The sequence below is a fragment of the Intrasporangium mesophilum genome, from assembly GCF_054783095.1.
Genome location: NZ_BAAGRF010000015.1, coordinates 158,164 through 177,221, shown reverse-complemented (window position 1 = coordinate 177,221; position 19,058 = coordinate 158,164). Strand labels below are relative to the sequence as shown.

Here is a 19,058-nt window from a genome sequence, read left to right as displayed (position 1 = left end):
CCTTTCCGGCTCAGTGAGACAGAACCCGGCTGAAGTCGGGGCTGCGGTAGAGGTCCACGGGTATGCCGATGAGATCCCCAGGTGAGGGGACCCGGCTTCCCGGGAGGGTGACGGCTGCCGCGCCCCAGGCGACACCGCTCATGAGGGCGTCGGCGGCACTCAGGCCGCTCGACAGGCCGTGGAGCAGACCGGCGAGCATGCAGTCGCCGGCCCCCACGGTGGACAGGGGGTTGCTGATCGTCGCCGTGGCGTGGACGACCTCTTCCGGCGTGACGAGCAGCGCGCCGTCGCGACCGAGGCTCACCGCGACGGTGTCGATGCCGTCGCGGACCAGGTCGCGCGCGGCGTCACGGACGTCGCCGAGTGTCGGGAGCGTGTGGCCCACGGCCTCGGCGAGCTCCTCGTGGTTGGGCTTGATGAGCGACGGCTTGGCCGCGAGGGCGGTCGCCATCGGCGCACCGGACGAGTCGATCGCCACATGTCCGCCACGCTCGCGCACGAGGCCGACGAGGACGGCATACAGGTCGGTGGGGGCGCCGGGAGGGAGGCTTCCGCAGCCGACGACCCAGTCGGCACCCTGGGCGAGCTCGAGCGTCGCTCCGAGCAGGGCGTCGACCTCGTCTGCGGTCAGGGTGGGACCCGGCTCGTTGAGCTTGGTGGTGGTGCCGTCGGGCTCGAGCACGGTGATGTTCATCCGGACCGTCCCGGAGACGGGAACGCTGCGACGGGCCACGCCCGCCGCGTCGAGGAGCTCCTCGAGCAGATGCCCTTCCGGGCCGCCGACCGGGAGGACCGCGACCGTCTCCCCGGACTGCGCGGCGATCGCACGGGAGACGTTGACTCCCTTGCCGCCCGGGTCGATCCGGCTGTCGGTGGCGCGGTGGACCTCGCCACGGCGGAGGGCGTCGATGACGACGGCGCGGTCGACGCTCGGGTTGGGGGTCAGCGTGACGATCATGCCGTCACCACCCGCAGGCCCGAGGCCCGGAAGCCGGTGACGAGCTCGTCGTCGAGGTCGCTGTCGGTGATGAGGACGTCGACGTCGTCGAGGCCGGCGAACCGGTGCAGGTGGTCGTCACCGGCCTTGCTCGAGTCGGTGAGGACGACGCACGAGCGACCGGCCTTGACCATGGCCCGCTTGACGACCGCCTCGGCCTGGTCGGGGGTGGTCAGTCCGCGCTGGACGGAGATCCCGTTGGTCCCCACGAAGGCGACGTCGACGGCGACATCGGCCAGGGCGCTGGTGGTCCAGTCGCCGACGGCTGCTCCCGTCGTGCTGCGGACTCGTCCGCCGAGCAGGTAGAGGCTGACACCTCGGTGCGACGAGAGGGTGGTCGCGACGGCGATGCTGTTGGTCAGGACGGTCAGCTCGGCCTCTGCCGGCAGGAGCTCGGCCACGACCTGGGTGGTGGACCCGGAGTCGAGCAGGATGCTGCCGCCCGCGGGGATCTCGTCGAGGGCCCGCGCGGCGATCCGCCGCTTCACGTCGGCCAGGCGCCCGAACCGGGTCGCGAGACTCGGCTCGACCTCGAGCCGCTCGACCGGGATGGCACCCCCGTGGACCCTGCGCAGCGACCCCCGCCGCTCCAGGGCCGACAGGTCGCGACGGACCGTCTCGGCAGCGACGCCGAGGGAGTCGGCGAGTGCGCTCACCTCGACTCGGCCGGCGCGGCGCGCCTCGACCATGATCCGCTGCTGCCGCTCCGCTGCGTACACGGGGACCCCTTCGTCCGGTGTTGGTGGTGCTTGCCCACCATGAAACCACTCAATCAGGCAGATGTAAATAGATACGGGCGCCCGTTTCTGTGGTTTCGCAGTGACGGCCTGGTGCCGAAGCCGCCCTTCCAGCGTGAAGCCACCCGCGCACGGGTGGCTTCATGCGATAAGGGTGGTTCGGTCCCCCTTCGTCGCGGGCTGCCGGTGGCTACACGGTCACGTGGGGGGCGAGGTATGCCGCCGGGCCCACAGGTGCCCTGGCTCGCGAAGTGCCACGACCCACGGCGGCACCGTCGTGCCGTCGAGCTCGTCGACGACGGGGTCGTAGCGGGTGGGCTCGTCCGGGACCTCGTGCTGAATGTGCAGCAGCCCGATCGGGAACCACGGAGAGCCCCCCACCGAGATGCTCAGCTCGTACTCCCTCGGAGGCTCACCCTCAGTCATCGGGGCAACCATGAGCGCCACGCTGCAGCCGGCCGCCGCGCGGGTCGGCAGCATCGTGGTGAGTGGTCCCGTCGACGGTCGCCGGGTCGGCCGGGGAACGTGCCGCGAGACCCGCCCGGCCCCGGTCGTCGTGAACCACAGGTCGGCAGGCCCGCCGGAGCAGCCCGCCTCCGGGATGCGCACGGCCACCCCGCCGATGTCCCACCAGCCCGCCGGCGTGGACAGGGCCCGCGAGAACCGGACGGTGCAGCGGTGGACGCCGCGGTCCTCGACGAGCGGGATCGCCAGGTCCGGCATCGGAGCATCGATGCGCACCGCCCCGAGGTAGGTCCGTCCCCAGGCATGCAGCGTCTTGCGCTGCCCGCCCGTGGCGGCACCGAGGGTCGTGGCCAGCACTCCCCCGCCCATCCGCGTGCCGAGGTCCATGGTCACCTCACAAGTCTCCCGCGACAGTCAAGAGATACCCGGTCGGCCATGGTCGTCGTCACACCTGCGAAAGGTGTGAGACTCGACTCATGAAAAGATCACCGGTCCTCATCGTGGTGGGACTGCTGCTCGTGGCCATGGGGCTCGTCTGGATGCTGCAAGGACTCGGGGTCATCGGTGGCAGCGCCATGTCAGGGCAGACCCTGTGGGCGGTTGTCGGCCCGATCGTCGCGCTTGCCGGGCTCGCGCTGGTGCTTCGCGGCAGTCGCAGCAGGGCCTGAGCCGACGCCTCGCCCCGGGGCGGCGTTGCCGGGGCGGCGTTGCCGGGTCAGCGTCGCCGGGTCAGCGTCGCCGGGTCAGCGTCGCCGGGTCAGCGTCGCCGGGTCAGCGTCGCCGGGTCAGCGTCGCCGGGTCGGTGTTGGCGCCGCAGATGACGACCGCGACACGCTCGTCGTGACGCGGCTTCCGGCCCGAGGACAGCGCAGCGTATGCCGCCGCTGCACCGAACTCGGACGCGATGCGGTACTCGCTCCACAGCCGTTCTCGCGCGTCGATGATGTCGTCGTCGGTGACGAGGACCGAGATCGGCGGCTCGGCCTCCAGCGCTGCGAACGCCAGGGCGCCGACCCGCCGGGCACCGAGCGAGTCTGCTGCGACGCCCGAAACCTCAACATCGACGGCTTGCCCGGCGGCCATAGCGCGGTTCAGCGTGGGGCAGCGCTCCGGCTCGACCGCGACGACCCGCGCCCGGCCGAAGGCCGTCGCCGCGACTCCGGCGTAGAGACCGCCGCCGCCGACCGCGATAATCACCGTGTCGATGGACAGCTCGTCCTCGAAGATCTCCTCGCACAGGGTTGCCGGCCCCTGCCGCGACTTCGAGCTGATCGTAGGCGTGGGCGAATGCCGCGCCGCTCTCCTTTCCGAACTCGACAGCGGCTTGGTAGGCCTCGGCATATTCGGTGCCCGCCCGTCTCACATCAGCGCCATAGCTGCGGATGAGCTCGACCTTGACTTCTGGCGCTATCTCCGGCACGAAGACGGTGGCCCGGACGCCCAGCTCGCGCGCGACAAATGCGTGCGCCAGCCCGGCGTTCCCGCCTGACGCGACGACGATGCCGACGTCGCCGATCTCGCCGGTTTCGAGCGCTGCGAGCTGGCGGTTGAAGGCGCCCCGAGTCTTGAACACGCCACAGTGCTGGAGAAATTCGCACTTGAGCCAGACTGAGTCCCGGCCAGCAGGCGGCATCAAGGGCGTACGTCTCACGCGTCCCGCGATCCGGCCAGCGGCCGCCCGTACATCGTCCCTCGTGACCCTCACGCGCCCAAGTATCGCGGTCCAGCATGATGCGACCCTTCTCGGAGCCCACTGCGAGCTCCTGACACCTGGCCTCCGCATCTGGCAGGTGCCTGCTCACAGAAGCTGGGATCGCGATTGGAGGTCACAGGCAGCTGCGGTCATCCACAACGGTGGTCGGATCTTGTCTGAGTTTGCCTAGTTGAGATGCGGTTTGCGTTCGGTTGTCAGTGGTGGCTTCTATCCTGGAGACATGCACACCGGCACCGATACCGAGCGCGACACGCCACCCCTGGCCGCGCCCGGCAGCGGTGCCCCAGCGCCACGGCTCGATCACGCCGACCCCTTCAAGCCCGTCAACCGCGTCGAGAACCGTGAGACCGCCGAGGCCGCCGAGACGGCCGAGACTGGTGAGACAGATGGTCTGGCCGGGACACTGGACTCGCTGCTGGCCACGATGCAGCAGACGCTGGACTACCCGACCTGGTCGCTGCCCGAGGCCCACGTCGGCCAGGCCCTGGGCAAGGCCCAACGGCTCCGGGCCCTGGCTGACACCCTGACCGTGCGGCTGGCCGCCGAGGCCGACTCCCGCGGTCTGGCCACCACGCACGGGCTCTCCCCGGCCGACTGGCTGCGCACCATGGCCCCCGACCTGGAACCGGCCGCCGCGCCCGCGCTGGCCCGGGTCGCCGCCGCGGTCGCCACCACCAACGCCCTCACCGCCTGCAACGTCACCGCCAACGTCCCCGAAACCACCGGCATGGCCGACGGAGTCGACGGAGTCGACGGAATCGACGGGGTCACCGATGGCGACGGGGTCGGCGCTGGGATCGGGGCAGGGGGTGGGCCGTTGTGGACCCGGCTCGCCGCCGGGGTCACCGCCGGACAGGTCACCACCAGCCAGGCCGCGCCGATCCTGCGGTTCCACGACGACCTGGCCCGGGTCGCGGACCCCGAGCACCTTCGCGACATCACCACCGCCATGGCCGACTCCTGCGACGTGCTGTCCGTGCGCGAGCTGGGCCGGCTCGCCGCGCACGCCCGCGCCTCGCTCAAACCCCCCGCCGAGCTCGACGCCACCGACACCGCGATGCGGCTCGGCCGGGCCCTGACCCGGATCCGGACCACCACCGCCTACACCGAGTACCGGCTCCGCCTGGACCCCGAAGGCGCCGCCATCCTCGACGCCGCCATCGACCCCCTGGCCCGACCCCGACCCGACCACCACTGCACCCCCCACCAACACCCCCAGCACGACCGAACGGGGCGAGGCCGGCCCTGGCTCTGGGCACGCACCGGCCGGCCACGGGCCTGGTCAGCGGGACCCGCGCACCGCCTCGACCCGCCGAGCCGACGCCCTGCTCGAACTCATCGGACGCGCCGTGGCCGCCCCCCACGGCGTCACCCGCACCCCCCGCACCCAGCTGGTCATCACCATCACCCTGCAAGCCCTGCTCGGCCAGCTCCGCGGCGCCGGCATCTGCGCCAACGACGCCACCCTGTCCCCCGGCACCGTCCGCCGCCTGGCCTGCGAAGCCGGCATCATCCCCACCATCCTCGGCGGACCCTCGGAAACCCTGGACCTAGGCCGCACCGAACGCCTCTTCACCCCCGCCCAACGCCACGCCCTGGCCCGCCGCGACCACGGCTGCTCCTACCCCGGCTGCACCATCCCACCCCAATGGACCGAAGCCCACCACATCACCCACTGGGCCGACGGCGGCCCCACCAACCTGACCAACGGCGCCCTCCTCTGCGGCCGCCACCACACCCTCGTGCACCAACGCAACCTCACCGCCACCGTCACCGACACCGGCATCACCTGGCACCTCTAGCTGCACCGCCCCACACCCCGCCCACCGCCGGCGGGGCCCCAGGGCTGCACACCGAGTCGCTACGGTCAAGATGCGCGAGGCCCAAGGTTTCACAGGGATCGGCGACATCACTATCGCCGAGTTGGCCGGCGCGCCCCGGCAACCAAGATCGGGCAGGAAGCCGCGCATCGTGCGCGCCGGCGCCAGCGCCGACGAGGTAGATCGCGCCAAGGGGGCGCGGTTCCGCGCCACGGGTAGCGGCACTCCCTGGCGTAGTTGGTTCGTAGGACGACCGCGCGAGCGACGTCATCGGCGGTCCGGACAGCCAGAACACACCCCGGACGTGTTGCTGCGTGACACAAGGGCTTCGGGGGCGGCGGCTGGTTACGATCCTCGGGTGAGCGCGAAGCCCGCCGTCGTCGAAGCGCCCGGCCCCGATGGGGTCCGCGAGGTCAAGGTGTCGAGCCCCGATCGCGAGCTGTGGCCCGCTTCCGGGATGGCCGACGGCAGGCCCGTCACCAAGCTGGACATGGCCGAATACCTTGTGGCCGTGCGAGATCCGCTCCTGCATGCCCTCGGCGACCGACCTGTGACGTTGCAGCGGTTCCCTGAGGGGATCGAGGGCGAGGAGTTCTTCTCCAAGAACCCGCCCAAGGGCGTGCCCGAGTGGACCCGCACCGTGATGTGCACCTACCCGTCCGGACGACGGCACCCGCAGCTGGTCATCGACGAGGTCGCGAGCGCCGTCTGGGCGGCCCAGATGAACACGATCACCTTCCATCCGTGGCCCGTGCGCACCGGCAACGTCGACAACCCCGACGAGCTGCGGATCGACCTCGACCCCCAGCCGGGGCGCGGTTTCCGCGACGCGGTCGAGGCGGCATACGCGCTCCGGGAGGTGATGGCCGAGATCGGGCTCACCGCGTGGGCGAAGACCTCAGGCAACCGGGGCGTGCACGTCTATGCCCGGGTGGCACCGACGCACGAGTTCCTCGCGGTCCGGCACGGCGTCATCGGGATCGCCCGCGAGCTGGAGCGCCGGCTGCCCGACCTGGTCACCACCTCGTGGTGGAAGGAGGAGCGCGGCGAGCGTATCTTCGTCGACTTCAACCAGGCCTGTCGCGACCGGACGATCGCGTCGGCCTACTCGCCCCGCCCGCTCCCGGGCGCACCGGTGTCGACACCGGTGACCTGGGACGAGCTGCGCGACGTCGACCCTCGCGAGCTGACGGTGCGCACCGTCCCCGCTCTCGTGGCGACCCGTGACGCCTGGGCCGGCATGGACGACGCCGTCGGTGACGTCGCCGCTGCGATCGCCTTGTGGGACAAGGACATCAACGAGCGAGGCCTGGGTGAGCTGAACTTCCCGCCGGACTACCCGAAGATGCCGGGTGAGCCACCCCGCGTGCAGCCGAGCAAGCGCCGCCAGGACAAGTCGGACGAGGAGTACATGGCACCCAAGGCAGAGCGCGACGCGGAGCTCCGCGACGTGTGGGGCCCCGTGGTCCCGCCCGTGCCCCCGATGCTGGCCAAGCCGGTCAAGGACTTCGGGGCCGTGAAGGGCGAGGTGCTCTACGAGCCGAAGTGGGACGGCTTCCGGTCGATCATCTTCCGGTCGGGCGACCTCGTCGAGATCGGCTCGCGCAACGAGAAGCCGATGACGCGGTACTTCCCCGACATCGTCGAGGCGGTCAAGGCGAACTTCCCCGACCGGGCCGTGATCGACGGTGAGATCGTGCTCGTCTCGCCGGAGTCCGGCGACCGGCTCGACTTCGACCTGCTTCAGCAGCGCATCCACCCGGCCGCTTCACGGGTGAAGAAGCTCGCGGCCGAGACCCCGGCGTCGTTCGTGGCCTTCGACCTGCTCTCCCTGGACGGTGAGTCGTACGTCGAGCGGCCGTTCGCCGAGCGGCGGGCAGCCTTGGAGCGGGCGCTCGCGAACGCGAAGGACCCCATCCATCTCACCCCGGCGACGAGCGACCGGACGGTCGCCCGCGACTGGTTCACCCAGTTCGAGGGGGCCGGGCTCGACGGCGTCATCGCCAAGCCGGTCGACGTGCTCTACGAGCCGGACAAGCGCCTCATGTACAAGATCAAGCACGAGCGCACGGCCGACTGCGTCGTCGCCGGCTACCGGGTGCACAAGAGCGGGCCCGACGCGATCGGATCGCTGCTGCTCGGCCTCTACGGCGAGGACGGCCGCCTCGCCTCGGTCGGAGTGATCGGCGCGTTCCCGATGGCGCGCCGCAAGGAGCTCCTCGACGAGCTCCAGCCCCTCGTCGCCGAATGGGACGAGCACCCGTGGAACTGGGCGCAGCCGGAGACCGAGGGTGGCGTGCGCACGCCGCGGTCGTCTGAGTACTCCCGGTGGAACAACCAGAAGGACCTGTCGTTCGTGCCGCTGCGGCCCGAGCGGGTCGTCGAGGTGCGCTACGACCACATGGAGGGCGCGCGGTTCCGCCACACGGCGCAGTTCGTGCGGTGGCGTCCGGACCGCGAGCCGGAGTCGTGCACGTTCGCCCAGCTCGAGGAGCCGGTGAACTACGACCTCGCCGACGTGCTGTCCGCGGGACGCTGAGCATCGCGTCGGGGGACGGCGCTGGAGGCACTGCACGCACATCCCGCCGGACGGCATACAGTGCGGGCAAAGGCGCCCGGACCCGGAGGACGATCCATGCAGAGCAGCACGTTCACCCTCGTCGCCCCCGACGGCACTCCGCTGTTCGTCAACCGCTGGCTGCCGGACTCGACGCCCAAGGCGGTCGTCCAGCTCGCGCACGGGATGGCCGAGCACTCGACGCGCTATGCGCGCTTCGCCGAGCGCCTCACCGCCGGCGGGTACGCCGTGTACGCCGCCGACCACCGGGGGCACGGGCAGACCGAGGGCACCCGCGGCAACTTCGGCGAGCAGGAGGGCTGGCAGGCGGTCATCGACGACCTGCATGCCGTGACCGAGCGGGCACGCGAGGAGCAGCCGGGGCTGCCGGTCTTCCTCGTGGGGCACAGCATGGGCTCGTTCCTCGCCAGGGGGTATGCCGCCCAGTTCGGCACCGAGCTCGCCGGCCTCGTGCTGTCGGGCACCGCGGGCAGCGCCGGGCCGCTGGGCAGCGCGGGCGTCCTCGTCGCGACGACACAGGCGCGGCTGCGCGGGCACGAGCACACGAGCGGGCTGATGGACAAGCTGACGTTCGGTCAGTACAACGCCGCGTTCAAACCGACCCGCACCGACTTCGACTGGCTCTCGCGGGACCCGGCCGAGGTCGACGCCTACATCGCCGACCCCGACTGCGGGTTCGTCTTCACCGCGGGCGGGTTCGTCGACCTGCTCAAGGGCCTCGCCGCGGTGAACAGCGACCGGGTCGTCTCGCGCGTGCCCAAGGACCTGCCGATCCACCTCGCGTCAGGCGACGCCGACCCGGTCGGAAACAAGGGCAAGGGCGTGCACGAGGTCGCCGACCAGCTGCGGCGGCACGGCGTCAGCGACGTGACCGTGACGCTGTGGCCTGGAGCGCGGCACGAGATCCTCAACGAGACGAACCGCGACGAGGTCGAGACCGAGATCGTCGACTGGCTGGACGCCCACCTGCCCTCCTCCTGATCCGCCGGGGCGGGTCGGGTCAGAGGACGTCTGCCGTCCGCCCGGGCGCTCGGGCGAGAGGACCTATGCCGTCCGGCCGGGCTCGGTGGGCCGAGGCGGGCCTACGTGCTGTCACTCGACCCGTGTGACATGACGACCGCGTCTGCCGGTGGTTCTGCCGACGCACCGCCAGCCGCCGGGCCCGGCGGCTGGTGGTGTGTCGTCTCCAGTCCGCCCCCGTCGTAGCGGAACGGCGGGTACACGTCCGTCATGAGGGCGGCATACGCCAGTACTCGGAAGACCCAGCGGTTGAGACCGACGAGGACGTCGAAGAGGCCAGCAGCATACGACCCGGTCACGAGCAGGACGACGCCCGCGACGAAGGCGAGCAGCGAGAGCAGACCGGGCCAGCCGCCGACCACGACACCGTTGTCGTTGACGTGCGACTGGGTGCCGGCGAGCACGGCGAGCACGATCCAGTGGGGCACGAGGAGCAGCCACTTGACGAAGATCAGGCCGCGCGACAGCCGCTCCGGGTAGGCCACGTCGAGGTGGGCGTCGTCGTCAGTCAGTGCCCGGAGGGTGAACGGCGGATACCGGTCGGTGCCGAGGCCACCCCAGCCGACGTAGTAGCCGACCCGCCACGTCCACCGCAGCACCCCGACATTGAAGTCGAACAGGCTGCGCGGGAAGTGGCCGGTGAACAGGATCGCGAACCAGGCGCACAGCGTGGTCACGGCGAACGCGAGCCACAGGAAGGTGAGCACCAGGTAGTGCGGGATGGCGAGGAACCACTTCACGAGCCACTTCCACCGGGACAGGTCCGGCGCCAGCCGTGCCTCGAGGACGAGCGGCCGGTCCGGCGACGGGAGGATGCCGATGTGCGCGGCTGCAGTGGGTGGCCCGCCCGAGGGCGTCTGGCCGGCGCGGCGCTCACCGCGTGCGGCGACGACCACGAGGACGGTCCCCCCGGCGAGGAAGAGGAGCCCGCCGACGAAAGTGGCCACACCGATCGGGAGCAGTGAGCCCGCCCGCACCGCGGCGACGGCGCTGACCGTCACGCCGCTGGTGCCGGACGCGTTGAGGACCGCGAGCGTCCAGCTGCCGGGCTTGAGGGTCCACGTCAGCTCGCGCGCCGAGGCGCCCGTCGTCGAGGCGTCCCAGAAGGGCTGCGTGGCGGGCGGGGCGACGGTGGCCGCTCCGGCCACGTGCCGGTACGTCGGCACACCCTGAAGGCTGAGGTTCGTCACCCGGTCGTGGGCTGCGCCCGAGAGGTAGGAGGCGACGTCGGCCATGGGTCCGACCCCGACGAAGACCGGCTCGGCCGGGTTCGACGAGGTGACGCGCAGCCGCAGCTGCAGGTCGAGGCGGTCCATGACGGTGCTGGGTGCGTCGATCTGCACCATCGCGCCCTCGGACGTGACGGCCACACCCGAGGACGCCAGCCGGTCGATGTCGACCGAGTGCCACCCACCGTCGTCGCGGGCAGCGAGCTCGATCACCCCGATCGCACCACCGCCGACGACCATCCCCAGCCCCAGGAGCAGGAGAAGCGAACCGACAACAAGGGCGACGACGTGACGCGGTTTCATGGTGTGCTCCAGCCAGAACCCCTGACATCTTCGACGCTAGCCAGATGGGTCTGCCCCGGCGGCGCTCTGTGAGCCAGCAGTCATGTGACCTGCCAGACACCGCCCAGCCACGGCCCGGCCCTCGGCCACGGCCACGGCCACAGCCACGGCCACAGCCACGGCCCCAACGCGAAGTTCGTTGGTGCCAGGCCTTCCTGACCGGCCGCGGGGCCGCTACGGTCTCATGATCGGGAGTTCGCCACTGCTTGGGGACACAGATGCCCAGGACACTGAGGTCCGCACGACTACGGCACGGCATACCGTTCGCCGTCGTATGCCGGCCGGTCGCGTCCGCGACCCAGCTCGGTCCGGTGCCCCGCGGATCGGGGTCGCCCTTGGCTGCCTGACGCACGCACCCACCTGGCTAACAATTCCGCTTTCGCCGGACGGAGTTGACGTCCGGCGCGTGACCTTCGGAAGAGAGCAACTCACACATGAACCTCCGAATGCCTCGCCCTGCCGTCGCCGCTGCCGCGGCGGCTGCACTCGTCGGAACGGGCGGTCTCAGCACCTTGGCCGCGTCCGCCGCACCCTCACCCGCCTGTGGCGTGAGGGTCAACAGCACGTCTGCGCTCCTGCAGGAGTGCGTCACGCTCGAGGGCGTGCGTGAGCACCAGGCCGCACTCCAGGCGATCGCCGACGCCAACGGCCACACCCGGGTGTCCGGGTCGCCCGGTTATGACGAGTCGGTCGACTATGTCGTCGGCAAGCTCCAGGCCGCCGGCTGGCAGGTGACCAGGCAGCCGTTCCAGTTCCAGACCTTCGTCTCGCTGTCGCCGTCGGTACTGCAGGAGGTGACACCGTTCCCGGGCGTGCTGGAGCACAACATCATGTCCTACTCGGGCAGCGCTGACGTGACAGCACCGGTCGGCACGCCGTCCGGCGACTCACGAGGGTGCAGCCCCGGCGACTGGGCCGGCTTCGTGCCCGGGAACATCGCCCTGGTGTCGCGGGGGACACCGACCGGCTTCCCGGTCGCATGCACCTTCGCCCTCAAGGCGGGCAACGCGATGGCCGCCGGCGCGGCCGGCCTCATCGTCTACAACAACATCCCGGGTGCGCTCAACGGGACTCTCGGAGCGGACTTCACGGCGGACTTCCCGGCCGTCGGCATCACGCAGGACCTCGGCTTCACGCTCGTCTCGACGCCGAGCCTGGTCGTGCGGCTCAAGACGGACACGCTTCGCGGCATCGCGACGACCGAGAACGTCATCGCGGAGCTGCCCGGCAAGAACCGCAACAACGTCGTCATGGCGGGCTCGCACCTCGACTCCGTCAATGCCGGCCCCGGCATCAACGACAACGGAAGCGGTTCGGCAGCCCTGCTCGAGGTCGCAGAGAACCTCGGCAAGGTGAGACCGCAGAACACGGTCCGGCTCGCTTGGTGGGCGGCGGAGGAGTCGAACCTCGTCGGCTCGACCTACTACGTCGGCCACCTCGCTGTGGCGGAGCTGAACAAGATCGCCCTCTACCTCAACTTCGACATGATCGGCTCCCCGAACCACGCCTTCTTCATCTACGACGGCGACGACTCCGACGCCACGGGTGCCGGTCCTGGCCCAGCCGGGTCGGCGCAGATCGAGAAGACGTTCGAACAGTTCTTCACGGCAAGGGGACTGCCGTTCAAGGGGACTGACTTCAGCGGACGGTCCGACTACGGACCGTTCATCGCCAACGGGGTGCCGTCCGGTGGCCTGTTCACGGGCGCCGAGGGCATCAAGACGGCCGAGGAGGCCGCACTCTTCGGTGGGACCGCGGGGATCGCGTACGACCCCTGCTACCACCAGGCGTGCGACACCTACGCCAACAACAACGACAGGGCACTCGACGCGAACAGCGACGCGGTCGCCCACGCGGTCCTGTCCTACGCGATGAGCACCGCGCTCATCAACGGGACGAAGTCGAAGGGCAACTTCCGCCCGCCCGCCGACGAGCACGCCCCCGCGACGAGCTGATCCCGGTCCCCCGGGCAGCGACTCGTATCCCGACGACCACTCGACCGGCCCTGCCGGTTGAGTGGTCGTTCTCATCCAGGGCGTGCGCACGGGTCGAGAATGGTGGTGACGTTCACGAGGAGGAGATATGGCCAAGCAGAAGTGGTCGGACCTGTCCCCGGCCCGGCAGCGGGCTGTAGTGGTCAGTGGCGTCATCCAGGCGTCGCTGGCCGTGGCGGCCTGGGTCGACCTGGCGCGCAGGGACGCGAGCGAGGTGAACGGCAGCAAGGGCAAGTGGGCGGCCGTGATCGCCATCAACTGGATCGGCCCGATCGCGTACTTCGCGCGCGGCCGACGGCGACCCGCTGACGGGTAGCGGCGGCCCAGCTCGGTCGGATACTGGAGCCCGGCTCGCGCGGCGAGTCCGGGCTCCCAGGACGGTTCACGTACCACAACGGGCCAACCGTCAAAGTCGATGTCGTGCTTCGAGTCTTCACCCGACCACTGACAGTCCAGCGCCGACACGCCGTGCTCGGACGGGCTGACCGCGGTCGGCTACGGGATCCGGTCGAGTGGCCAGAGCCGTCCGTCCGAGGTGTCGATCAGCGCCGCGCGGTCGACCCCGAGCACGAGCGGCAGCATGTCGGAGACCGCGCTCACGACCGCTGCCAGGTCGTCGGCGCGGACCCCGGTCGAGACGGACACGTGCGGCGTCCAGTGCCCGGGATCGTAGTGCCGGTGCAGCGTCGCGCCGGTCTCGGCAAGCGCGGAGGCCACCCGCTCCTGACGGGTCGTCACGTCCGAGGTCACCGAGCACGCCATCGCGGCGCGTCCCCGGGGGAACAGCACCGTCCCCTGCACCGCGACCTCGACCGGTCCGACGTCGGGCAGACCGGCCACGGCCTCTCGGACCGCGGCCTCGTCCCAGTCGAGCAGGACGGCGTACGACAGATGGGGATGATGGTGCCCGTGCGTGTGGGACAGCAGGGTCCGTATGCCGTTCGCCTCCAGCCGCGCCCACAGCTCGCGCACGAGTCGCTCCGTACGTGGGTCGAACAGGAGGCAGAGCGCGAGCGCCATGGCCACATTGTCGCCGGTCGCCTGCACACTCGCTCCGGCCCACAGAACACCTAGGCTGGCGAGGTGGACTCCATCCCGACCGACCTCGACGTCGTCGCCGCGCACCAGTACGTCTCGCTGACGACCTTCAGGCGCAGCGGGGAGCCGGTGGCGACACCGGTGTGGATCGCGCGCGACGGTGACGACCTGGTCGTCATCACCGTCGACCATCAGGGCAAGACAAAGCGGCTGGCCCACACGGCGCGAGTCGAGCTGCGGCCGTGCGACATTCGTGGTGTCGTTCCCGCGGACGCACCCGTCTACTCCGGCACCGGCCGGCTCGACCGCACCCCGGAGGGTGTTGCGGCCGTCAAGCGCGCAATGTCGGCCAAGTACGTCACCGCCCGTCTCGGGAACGGCCTCGAGCGCCTGCTGGGACCGCTGATGCGCCGCAAGCCGCGAGCCGGCATACGGATCACCCTGGACGGGGAGCCCCGGTCGACGTCATGAGCGCGGGCGCGGCGCTGCGAGGAGTGCAGCGGCACCTGGGAATGACCTTGCGCAGCAAGGTCGCCGGTGAGGACGCCTCCGCCCGCGCACAGCGGATCTGGGGTGCCGAAGGCGAACGGTGGTTCGGGCCGAGCGACCCGATCTGGCGGGTGCACGCCGACGCGGCAATGTTCTCGGGGGGTGTGGCCTCGCTCCTGATGCAGTCCCTGCACCCGCTCGCCATGGCCGGGGTCGTGGGTCACAGCGGCTACAAGGGCGACCCCTGGGGCCGGCTGCAGCGCACGAGCAACTACCTCGCGACGACGACCTACGGCACCGTCGAGCAGGCCGAGGAAGCCATCGCCGCGGTCCAGGCCATCCACGAACGCGTGCGAGGTCGGGACCCCGTCGGCCGGCCGTACCGGGCGAGCGACCCGCACCTGCTGCTCTGGGTCCATGTCGCCGAGGTCGACTCCTTCCTGCGGGCATACCGCGCATTCGGGGCCTCGCCCCTGTCCGACGCCGAGGCGGACCGCTATGTCGAGCAGGCCGGGACCCCTGCGCGCCTGCTCGGCGTCGTCGAGCCGCCGCGCACGGTCGCCGGGCTGGCCGAGATCCTCGACCGCTACCGTCCGGAGCTCGAGGCGACTGGCGGCGCGCGAGAGGCGGCCCGGTTCCTGCTGCTCGACCCGCCTCTTCCGGTGTGGGCGCGCCCGGGCTACGGAGTCATCGCGGCGGGCGGCGTCTCGCTGTTGCCCGGCTGGGCGCGGTCGATGCTGAGACTGCCCGTCCCCGAGGTCGTGGCGCGCTGCGTCGGGCGACCGCTCGGGCGACTCGGGGCTGGCACGGTGCGGTGGGGTCTGGCCGGGCTGGAGACTCGGCGACCGTCGGACCCGCATGCGGCCTGACCCGGCGACCGGCCAGCCCGGTGCCGAGCCGGCGACTACCAGCGCGGGTGGATCGCCTCGCGCAGGTGCGTGTCGTAGATCCGAGTGACGCCGGCGTCGAAGGCCGGGCCGAGTGGCGGGACCTTCCCGGCCGCCGCGTTGGATCGTGCCTGGTCGACGTTGCGCGCGCCCGGGATGACGGTCGTGACTGCCGGGTGCTGCCACAGCCAGGCGATCGCGGCCTGTGCCGGCGTGACGCCGTCGGGGGCGTCGCTGGCGACCAGCGTCGAGAACTCTTGCGCCGCAGTCAGACCCGTTGCGTAGTCGACCCCCGAGAACGTCTCGCCGACGTCGAATGCCTCACCGTGGCGGTTGTAGGAACGATGGTCGTCGGCCGCGAAGGAGGTGTCCTTCGTGTAGCGGCCGGAGAGCAGGCCGGAGGCCAGCGGGACACGGGCGATGATGCCGACCCCGGCTTCGGACGCCGCGGGCAGGACCTCGTCGAAAGGCTTGAGCCGGAAGGCGTTCAGGATGATCTGCACCGAGGCGCCGTGGGGTCGACGGATGGCCGCGAGCGCCTCGCCGACCGTCTCGACGCTGACGCCGTAGCTCGCGATGACGTCCTCGTCGACGAGTGTGTCGAGGGCGTCGAACACGGCGTCGTCGGAGTAGACCGCCGTGGGAGGGCAGTGCAGCTGGACGAGGTCGAGCCGGTCTACGCCGAGGTTGCGTCGCGACCGGTCGGTCCACTGGCGGAAGCTGTCGAGGACGAAGTGCTCCGGCTGCTGCTCGACCCGCCGCCCCATCTTCGTCGCGACCGTGATGCGGGGCAGGTCGGCGACTCGCTCACGGAGGAACTCGCCGATGAGCTGCTCGCTCCGGCCGTCGCCGTACACGTCCGCGGTGTCGAAGAACGTGACGCCCGCGTCGGCTGACGCCTGCAGGACGGCGAACGCGTCGTCGCGGCTCACGTTGCCCCAGTCGGCGCCGAGCTGCCACGTCCCGAGACCGACGACCGACACCTCGAACCCGGTTCGCCCGAGCTTGCGCTGTTCCATGACCTCTCCTTCGCCGCTGTCCTCGGGCGCGCCGTCCGCGTCGAGGACCCGTCCCCATCGTGCCGCCCACTTCTCCCCGGCAACACACCGGGCAGCTGCACGGTGCTGCGGTTACTACCGTCGAAGTGTGCAGCTGCTCGGTGTGTTGCGGGGTCAGGATCCCTCGGGCGGGGTGTCGGGCGGGGTGTCGGTGGTGGTCCGGGGACGGCCGCGCTGGGGCAGGGGGCCGGCGTTGCGCGGCATACGGCCCGCGTCCGTGAGCGCGCGACGGAGCAGCACCTCGACCTGGGCGTTGAGGCTGCGGAGCTCGTCGCCCGCCCACCGCATCAGCGCGTCGTGCACCGCGGGGTCGAGGCGCAGCAGCACCTGCCGACGGTCCGTCACGTGTAGAGCGATCCTGCGTTGACGATCGGCGAGGGCGGTTGGTCGCCGCACAGCACGACCATGAGGTTGCTGACCATGCTCGCCTTGCGCTCCTCGTCGAGCTCCACGACGTCGTGCTCGGCGAGCTGGGCCAGCGCCATCTCGACCATGCCGACGGCACCCTCGACGATCCGGCTCCGCGCCGCGACGACGGCGTTCGCCTGCTGGCGTCGCAACATGGCCTGCGCGATCTCCGGTGCGTAGGCCAGGTGCGAGATCCGGACCTCGACGATCTCGACGCCGGCGATCGCGACGCGTTCGGCGACCTCTTCGGCGAGCTGGCCGGCGACGATGTCGGTGGAGCCTCGCAGCGAGGTGCCCCGTCCGGTCGTGTCGTCGTAGGGGTGGCTGGTCGCGACGTGCCGGAGCGCGGACTCGGCCTGGACCGAGACGAAGTTCGTGTAGTCGTCGACGGCGTAGGTCGAGCGGGCCGTGTCGGCGACCTGCCAGACGACGATAGACGCGATCTCGACCGGGTTGCCGTCGGCGTCGTTGACCTTGAGCCGGTTGGTCTCGAAGTTGCGGACCCGGACGCTGACCGAGCGGCGAATGGTCAACGGCAGCACCCACCAGAAGCCCGACCTGAGGACGGTGCCGACGTAGATGCCGAAGAACTGGACGACGGAGGTCTGGCCCGGCGGCACCACGACGAGGGCTGTGGCGACGAGGACGCCGACGAGGATCGGCAGCCAGAGCCAGCCTGAGTGGCTGTCGTAGATCAGGAACCCGACGGCGACACAGATGGCGATGAGGAGGACGCCGAGCCAGCCGTTGACGGCAAGGGCGGGGCGCTGGGCGATCTCGACTCGGGCGCCCTGGTGTCCCACGGGGCCTTCGTTGACGGGGGACTGCATGGCGTTCATGCGCACTCCTTGAGGGAAAAACTGATATCAAATAGATAGCACTTTTCGAACACCGTGGCAACGGTGGTGACCGACTGGCCGAGACCGGCCTGGCGACCCTTGCCGCCGCCGGCTGACGGACGTCGTTGTGACGGAACGCTCAGACGACTTGGGCGACTGGGCGTGCCATCGACGGGCTTCCGGGTGTGCAATCGAGGCAGGTGCCGAACGCTCGAACAACAGAGAGGACGAGGCGATGAAGGCCCTGCAGTACGTGGAGATCGGCAAGCCGCCGCAGCTGACGGAGGTCGACAAGCCCAGCCCCGGACCCGGTCAGGTCCTGCTCGAGGTGACGGCCGCGGGCGCGTGCCACTCGGACGAGTTCGTCATGAGCCTGCCGGCGGAGGCGTACAGCTACGGTCTGCCCCTCACCCTCGGGCACGAGGGGGCCGGAGTCGTCGCCGAGCTCGGCGCCGGAGTGACCTCGGTCAAGGAGGGCGACTCGGTGGCGGTCTACGGGCCGTGGGGCTGCGGCGTCTGCCCGACGTGCGCGACCGGCGCCGAGAACTACTGTCAGGTCGCCGCCGAGCGTGGCATCGTGCCGCCCGGGCTCGGAGCGCCCGGCTCTATGGCCGAGTACCTGCTCGTCGACGACCCCCGGCACCTGGTGCCGCTCGGTGACCTCGACCCCGTCGCGAACGTCGCGCTCACCGACGCCGGCCTCACGCCGTACCACGCGATCAAGCCCAGCCTGCCCGCACTGATCCCGGGCTCCATCGCCGTCGTGATCGGAGCGGGTGGCCTCGGACACATAGCGATCCAGATCCTGCGGGCGATGTCTGCGGCGACCGTCGTCGCGCTCGACGTCTCTGACGACAAGCTCCAGCTGGCCAAGGATGTCGGCGCCCACCACGTCTTCCACTCGGACGACTCGGCGGTCGAGCAGGTGCGGGCGCTCAACGGCGGCCGGGGTGCGACGGCGGTGTTCGACATCGTCGGCATCGAGTCCACGACGTCGCTCGCAGCCAAGCTGACCCACTTCGACTCCGAGATCGTCGTCGTCGGTGTCGGGCCGGGGGCGGTACCGGTCGGCATCTTCACGCTGCCCTACGAGACCAAGGTCCGCGCGCCGTACTGGGGCTCTCGCAGCGAGCTCTTCGAGGTGCTTGACCTGGCCCGCGACGGCCTGATCCACGTCGCGACCGAGCAGTTCTCGCTCGACGACGCCCCCACGGCATACGAGCGGCTGCACGCGGGCACCCTCCGCGGGCGGGCAGTCGTCGTCCCCTGACCCAGCGCCTTCTGCGCCTCGCTTCGCTGCGGCGCGTGCCGCGGCATGCTGTTGGCGCCTCGCTTCGCTGCGGCGCGTGCCGCGCCGCCTTTGAGGCGTTGCCTTCCTCCGCTCCGCTCGCTCGTCCCTCACTCGCTGCGCTACGTCCAGGCAACGCCGGCGGCGCGTCAGGT

General features: G+C 70.9%; 17 protein-coding genes and 3 pseudogenes. 11 read left to right on the top strand and 9 right to left on the bottom strand.

Annotated elements, in window-relative coordinates; translation table 11 throughout:
- Positions 1-10 precede the first annotated feature (10 nt).
- The 3 genes from pfkB to ACYVLP_RS14520 all read right to left on the bottom strand — a co-directional run bounded on the left by pfkB (position 11) and on the right by ACYVLP_RS14520 (position 2,592).
- Positions 11-958 carry a 1-phosphofructokinase gene (gene pfkB / locus ACYVLP_RS14530; RefSeq protein WP_460628049.1) on the bottom strand — a complete coding sequence of 316 codons (948 nt, stop codon included), beginning with the start codon at positions 956-958 and terminating at the stop codon, positions 11-13.
- Entirely contained in the window at positions 955-1,716 is a 762-nt protein-coding gene (locus tag ACYVLP_RS14525) for a DeoR/GlpR family DNA-binding transcription regulator (RefSeq protein WP_460628048.1), read from the bottom strand. The genes pfkB and ACYVLP_RS14525 overlap by 4 nt, the downstream gene beginning before the upstream one ends.
- Before the next feature lie 216 nt (positions 1,717-1,932).
- On the bottom strand, positions 1,933-2,592 hold the full coding sequence (locus ACYVLP_RS14520) for a phosphodiesterase (RefSeq protein WP_460628047.1): 660 nt from the start codon (positions 2,590-2,592) through the stop codon (positions 1,933-1,935).
- A gap of 83 nt (positions 2,593-2,675) precedes the next feature.
- Here ACYVLP_RS14520 and ACYVLP_RS14515 point away from each other — a divergent pair, with 83 nt between their 5' ends.
- Positions 2,676-2,867: a hypothetical protein gene (locus ACYVLP_RS14515; RefSeq protein WP_460628046.1), complete on the top strand. Its 192-nt coding sequence runs from the start codon at positions 2,676-2,678 to the stop codon at positions 2,865-2,867.
- A gap of 103 nt (positions 2,868-2,970) precedes the next feature.
- Here the strand turns inward: ACYVLP_RS14515 and ACYVLP_RS14510 are convergent.
- Positions 2,971-3,832 (bottom strand): annotated as a pseudogene (locus ACYVLP_RS14510) (threonine/serine dehydratase).
- A 301-nt stretch (positions 3,833-4,133) separates the two neighbouring features.
- Here ACYVLP_RS14510 and ACYVLP_RS14505 point away from each other — a divergent pair.
- The 5 genes and pseudogenes from ACYVLP_RS14505 to ACYVLP_RS14485 all read left to right on the top strand — a co-directional run.
- Positions 4,134-5,069, top strand: a pseudogene (locus ACYVLP_RS14505) (hypothetical protein); the annotation flags it as partial.
- A gap of 142 nt (positions 5,070-5,211) precedes the next feature.
- A pseudogene (locus ACYVLP_RS14500) lies at positions 5,212-5,511 on the top strand (DUF222 domain-containing protein); the annotation flags it as partial.
- Positions 5,509-5,715 (top strand): HNH endonuclease signature motif containing protein, encoded by a 207-nt coding sequence (locus ACYVLP_RS14495; RefSeq protein WP_460628152.1) that lies wholly within the window; start codon positions 5,509-5,511, stop codon positions 5,713-5,715. The pseudogene ACYVLP_RS14500 and the gene ACYVLP_RS14495, both read left to right, overlap by 3 nt.
- Before the next feature lie 376 nt (positions 5,716-6,091).
- Positions 6,092-8,272 carry an ATP-dependent DNA ligase gene (locus ACYVLP_RS14490; protein ID WP_460628045.1) on the top strand — a complete coding sequence of 727 codons (2,181 nt, stop codon included), beginning with the start codon at positions 6,092-6,094 and terminating at the stop codon, positions 8,270-8,272.
- 96 nt (positions 8,273-8,368) lie between these two features.
- Complete coding sequence (locus ACYVLP_RS14485) at positions 8,369-9,292, top strand: lysophospholipase (RefSeq protein ID WP_460628044.1); 924 nt, start codon at positions 8,369-8,371, stop codon at positions 9,290-9,292.
- Between the two features lie 101 nt (positions 9,293-9,393).
- Here ACYVLP_RS14485 and ACYVLP_RS14480 read toward each other — a convergent pair whose 3' ends face one another.
- Positions 9,394-10,863 carry a DUF4389 domain-containing protein gene (locus ACYVLP_RS14480; protein ID WP_460628043.1) on the bottom strand — a complete coding sequence of 490 codons (1,470 nt, stop codon included), beginning with the start codon at positions 10,861-10,863 and terminating at the stop codon, positions 9,394-9,396.
- Between the two features lie 485 nt (positions 10,864-11,348).
- Here ACYVLP_RS14480 and ACYVLP_RS14475 point away from each other — a divergent pair, with 485 nt between their 5' ends.
- Positions 11,349-12,857 carry a M28 family metallopeptidase gene (locus tag ACYVLP_RS14475; protein ID WP_460628042.1) on the top strand — a complete coding sequence of 503 codons (1,509 nt, stop codon included), beginning with the start codon at positions 11,349-11,351 and terminating at the stop codon, positions 12,855-12,857.
- Positions 12,858-12,984: 127 nt separating this feature from the next.
- Positions 12,985-13,212, top strand: a complete 228-nt coding sequence (locus ACYVLP_RS14470; protein ID WP_452272014.1) for a PLD nuclease N-terminal domain-containing protein — start codon at positions 12,985-12,987, stop codon at positions 13,210-13,212.
- Between the two features lie 179 nt (positions 13,213-13,391).
- Here ACYVLP_RS14470 and ACYVLP_RS14465 read toward each other — a convergent pair whose 3' ends face one another.
- Positions 13,392-13,916, bottom strand: coding sequence for a 2'-5' RNA ligase family protein (locus tag ACYVLP_RS14465; protein WP_460628041.1), 525 nt, complete (start codon positions 13,914-13,916; stop codon positions 13,392-13,394).
- 63 nt (positions 13,917-13,979) lie between these two features.
- Here ACYVLP_RS14465 and ACYVLP_RS14460 point away from each other — a divergent pair, with 63 nt between their 5' ends.
- Together ACYVLP_RS14460 and ACYVLP_RS14455 are read left to right on the top strand one after the other, a co-directional pair.
- Complete coding sequence (locus tag ACYVLP_RS14460) at positions 13,980-14,405, top strand: PPOX class F420-dependent oxidoreductase (protein WP_460628040.1); 426 nt, start codon at positions 13,980-13,982, stop codon at positions 14,403-14,405.
- A complete protein-coding gene (locus ACYVLP_RS14455) occupies positions 14,402-15,292 on the top strand; it encodes an oxygenase MpaB family protein (RefSeq protein ID WP_460628039.1) in 891 nt (296 codons plus the stop codon). The genes ACYVLP_RS14460 and ACYVLP_RS14455 overlap by 4 nt, the downstream gene beginning before the upstream one ends.
- A gap of 35 nt (positions 15,293-15,327) precedes the next feature.
- Here ACYVLP_RS14455 and ACYVLP_RS14450 read toward each other — a convergent pair whose 3' ends face one another.
- The 3 genes from ACYVLP_RS14450 to ACYVLP_RS14440 all read right to left on the bottom strand — a co-directional run bounded on the left by ACYVLP_RS14450 (position 15,328) and on the right by ACYVLP_RS14440 (position 17,615).
- Complete coding sequence (locus ACYVLP_RS14450; RefSeq protein ID WP_460628038.1) at positions 15,328-16,329, bottom strand: aldo/keto reductase; 1,002 nt, start codon at positions 16,327-16,329, stop codon at positions 15,328-15,330.
- 153 nt (positions 16,330-16,482) lie between these two features.
- Positions 16,483-16,713 (bottom strand): type II toxin-antitoxin system antitoxin, encoded by a 231-nt coding sequence (locus ACYVLP_RS14445; RefSeq protein ID WP_460628037.1) that lies wholly within the window; start codon positions 16,711-16,713, stop codon positions 16,483-16,485.
- Positions 16,710-17,615, bottom strand: coding sequence for an SPFH domain-containing protein (locus ACYVLP_RS14440; protein WP_460628036.1), 906 nt, complete (start codon positions 17,613-17,615; stop codon positions 16,710-16,712). The genes ACYVLP_RS14445 and ACYVLP_RS14440 overlap by 4 nt, the downstream gene beginning before the upstream one ends.
- Before the next feature lie 235 nt (positions 17,616-17,850).
- Here ACYVLP_RS14440 and ACYVLP_RS14435 point away from each other — a divergent pair, with 235 nt between their 5' ends.
- Positions 17,851-18,885: an NAD(P)-dependent alcohol dehydrogenase gene (locus tag ACYVLP_RS14435; protein WP_460628035.1), complete on the top strand. Its 1,035-nt coding sequence runs from the start codon at positions 17,851-17,853 to the stop codon at positions 18,883-18,885.
- Positions 18,886-19,058: the final 173 nt, after the last annotated feature.

What these genes read in the sequence shown, in the direction of transcription:
- pfkB (WP_460628049.1), bottom strand. Translation starts at nt 958, where the DNA reads ATGATCGTCACGCTGACCCCCAACCCGAGCGTCGACCGCGCCGTCGTC.
- ACYVLP_RS14515 (WP_460628046.1), top strand. Translation starts at nt 2,676, where the DNA reads ATGAAAAGATCACCGGTCCTCATCGTGGTGGGACTGCTGCTCGTGGCC.
- ACYVLP_RS14485 (WP_460628044.1), top strand. Translation starts at nt 8,369, where the DNA reads ATGCAGAGCAGCACGTTCACCCTCGTCGCCCCCGACGGCACTCCGCTG.
- ACYVLP_RS14480 (WP_460628043.1), bottom strand. Translation starts at nt 10,863, where the DNA reads ATGAAACCGCGTCACGTCGTCGCCCTTGTTGTCGGTTCGCTTCTCCTG.
- ACYVLP_RS14475 (WP_460628042.1), top strand. Translation starts at nt 11,349, where the DNA reads ATGCCTCGCCCTGCCGTCGCCGCTGCCGCGGCGGCTGCACTCGTCGGA.
- ACYVLP_RS14470 (WP_452272014.1), top strand. Translation starts at nt 12,985, where the DNA reads ATGGCCAAGCAGAAGTGGTCGGACCTGTCCCCGGCCCGGCAGCGGGCT.
- ACYVLP_RS14465 (WP_460628041.1), bottom strand. Translation starts at nt 13,916, where the DNA reads ATGGCGCTCGCGCTCTGCCTCCTGTTCGACCCACGTACGGAGCGACTC.
- ACYVLP_RS14455 (WP_460628039.1), top strand. Translation starts at nt 14,402, where the DNA reads ATGAGCGCGGGCGCGGCGCTGCGAGGAGTGCAGCGGCACCTGGGAATG.
- ACYVLP_RS14450 (WP_460628038.1), bottom strand. Translation starts at nt 16,329, where the DNA reads ATGGAACAGCGCAAGCTCGGGCGAACCGGGTTCGAGGTGTCGGTCGTC.
- ACYVLP_RS14440 (WP_460628036.1), bottom strand. Translation starts at nt 17,615, where the DNA reads ATGAACGCCATGCAGTCCCCCGTCAACGAAGGCCCCGTGGGACACCAG.
- ACYVLP_RS14435 (WP_460628035.1), top strand. Translation starts at nt 17,851, where the DNA reads ATGAAGGCCCTGCAGTACGTGGAGATCGGCAAGCCGCCGCAGCTGACG.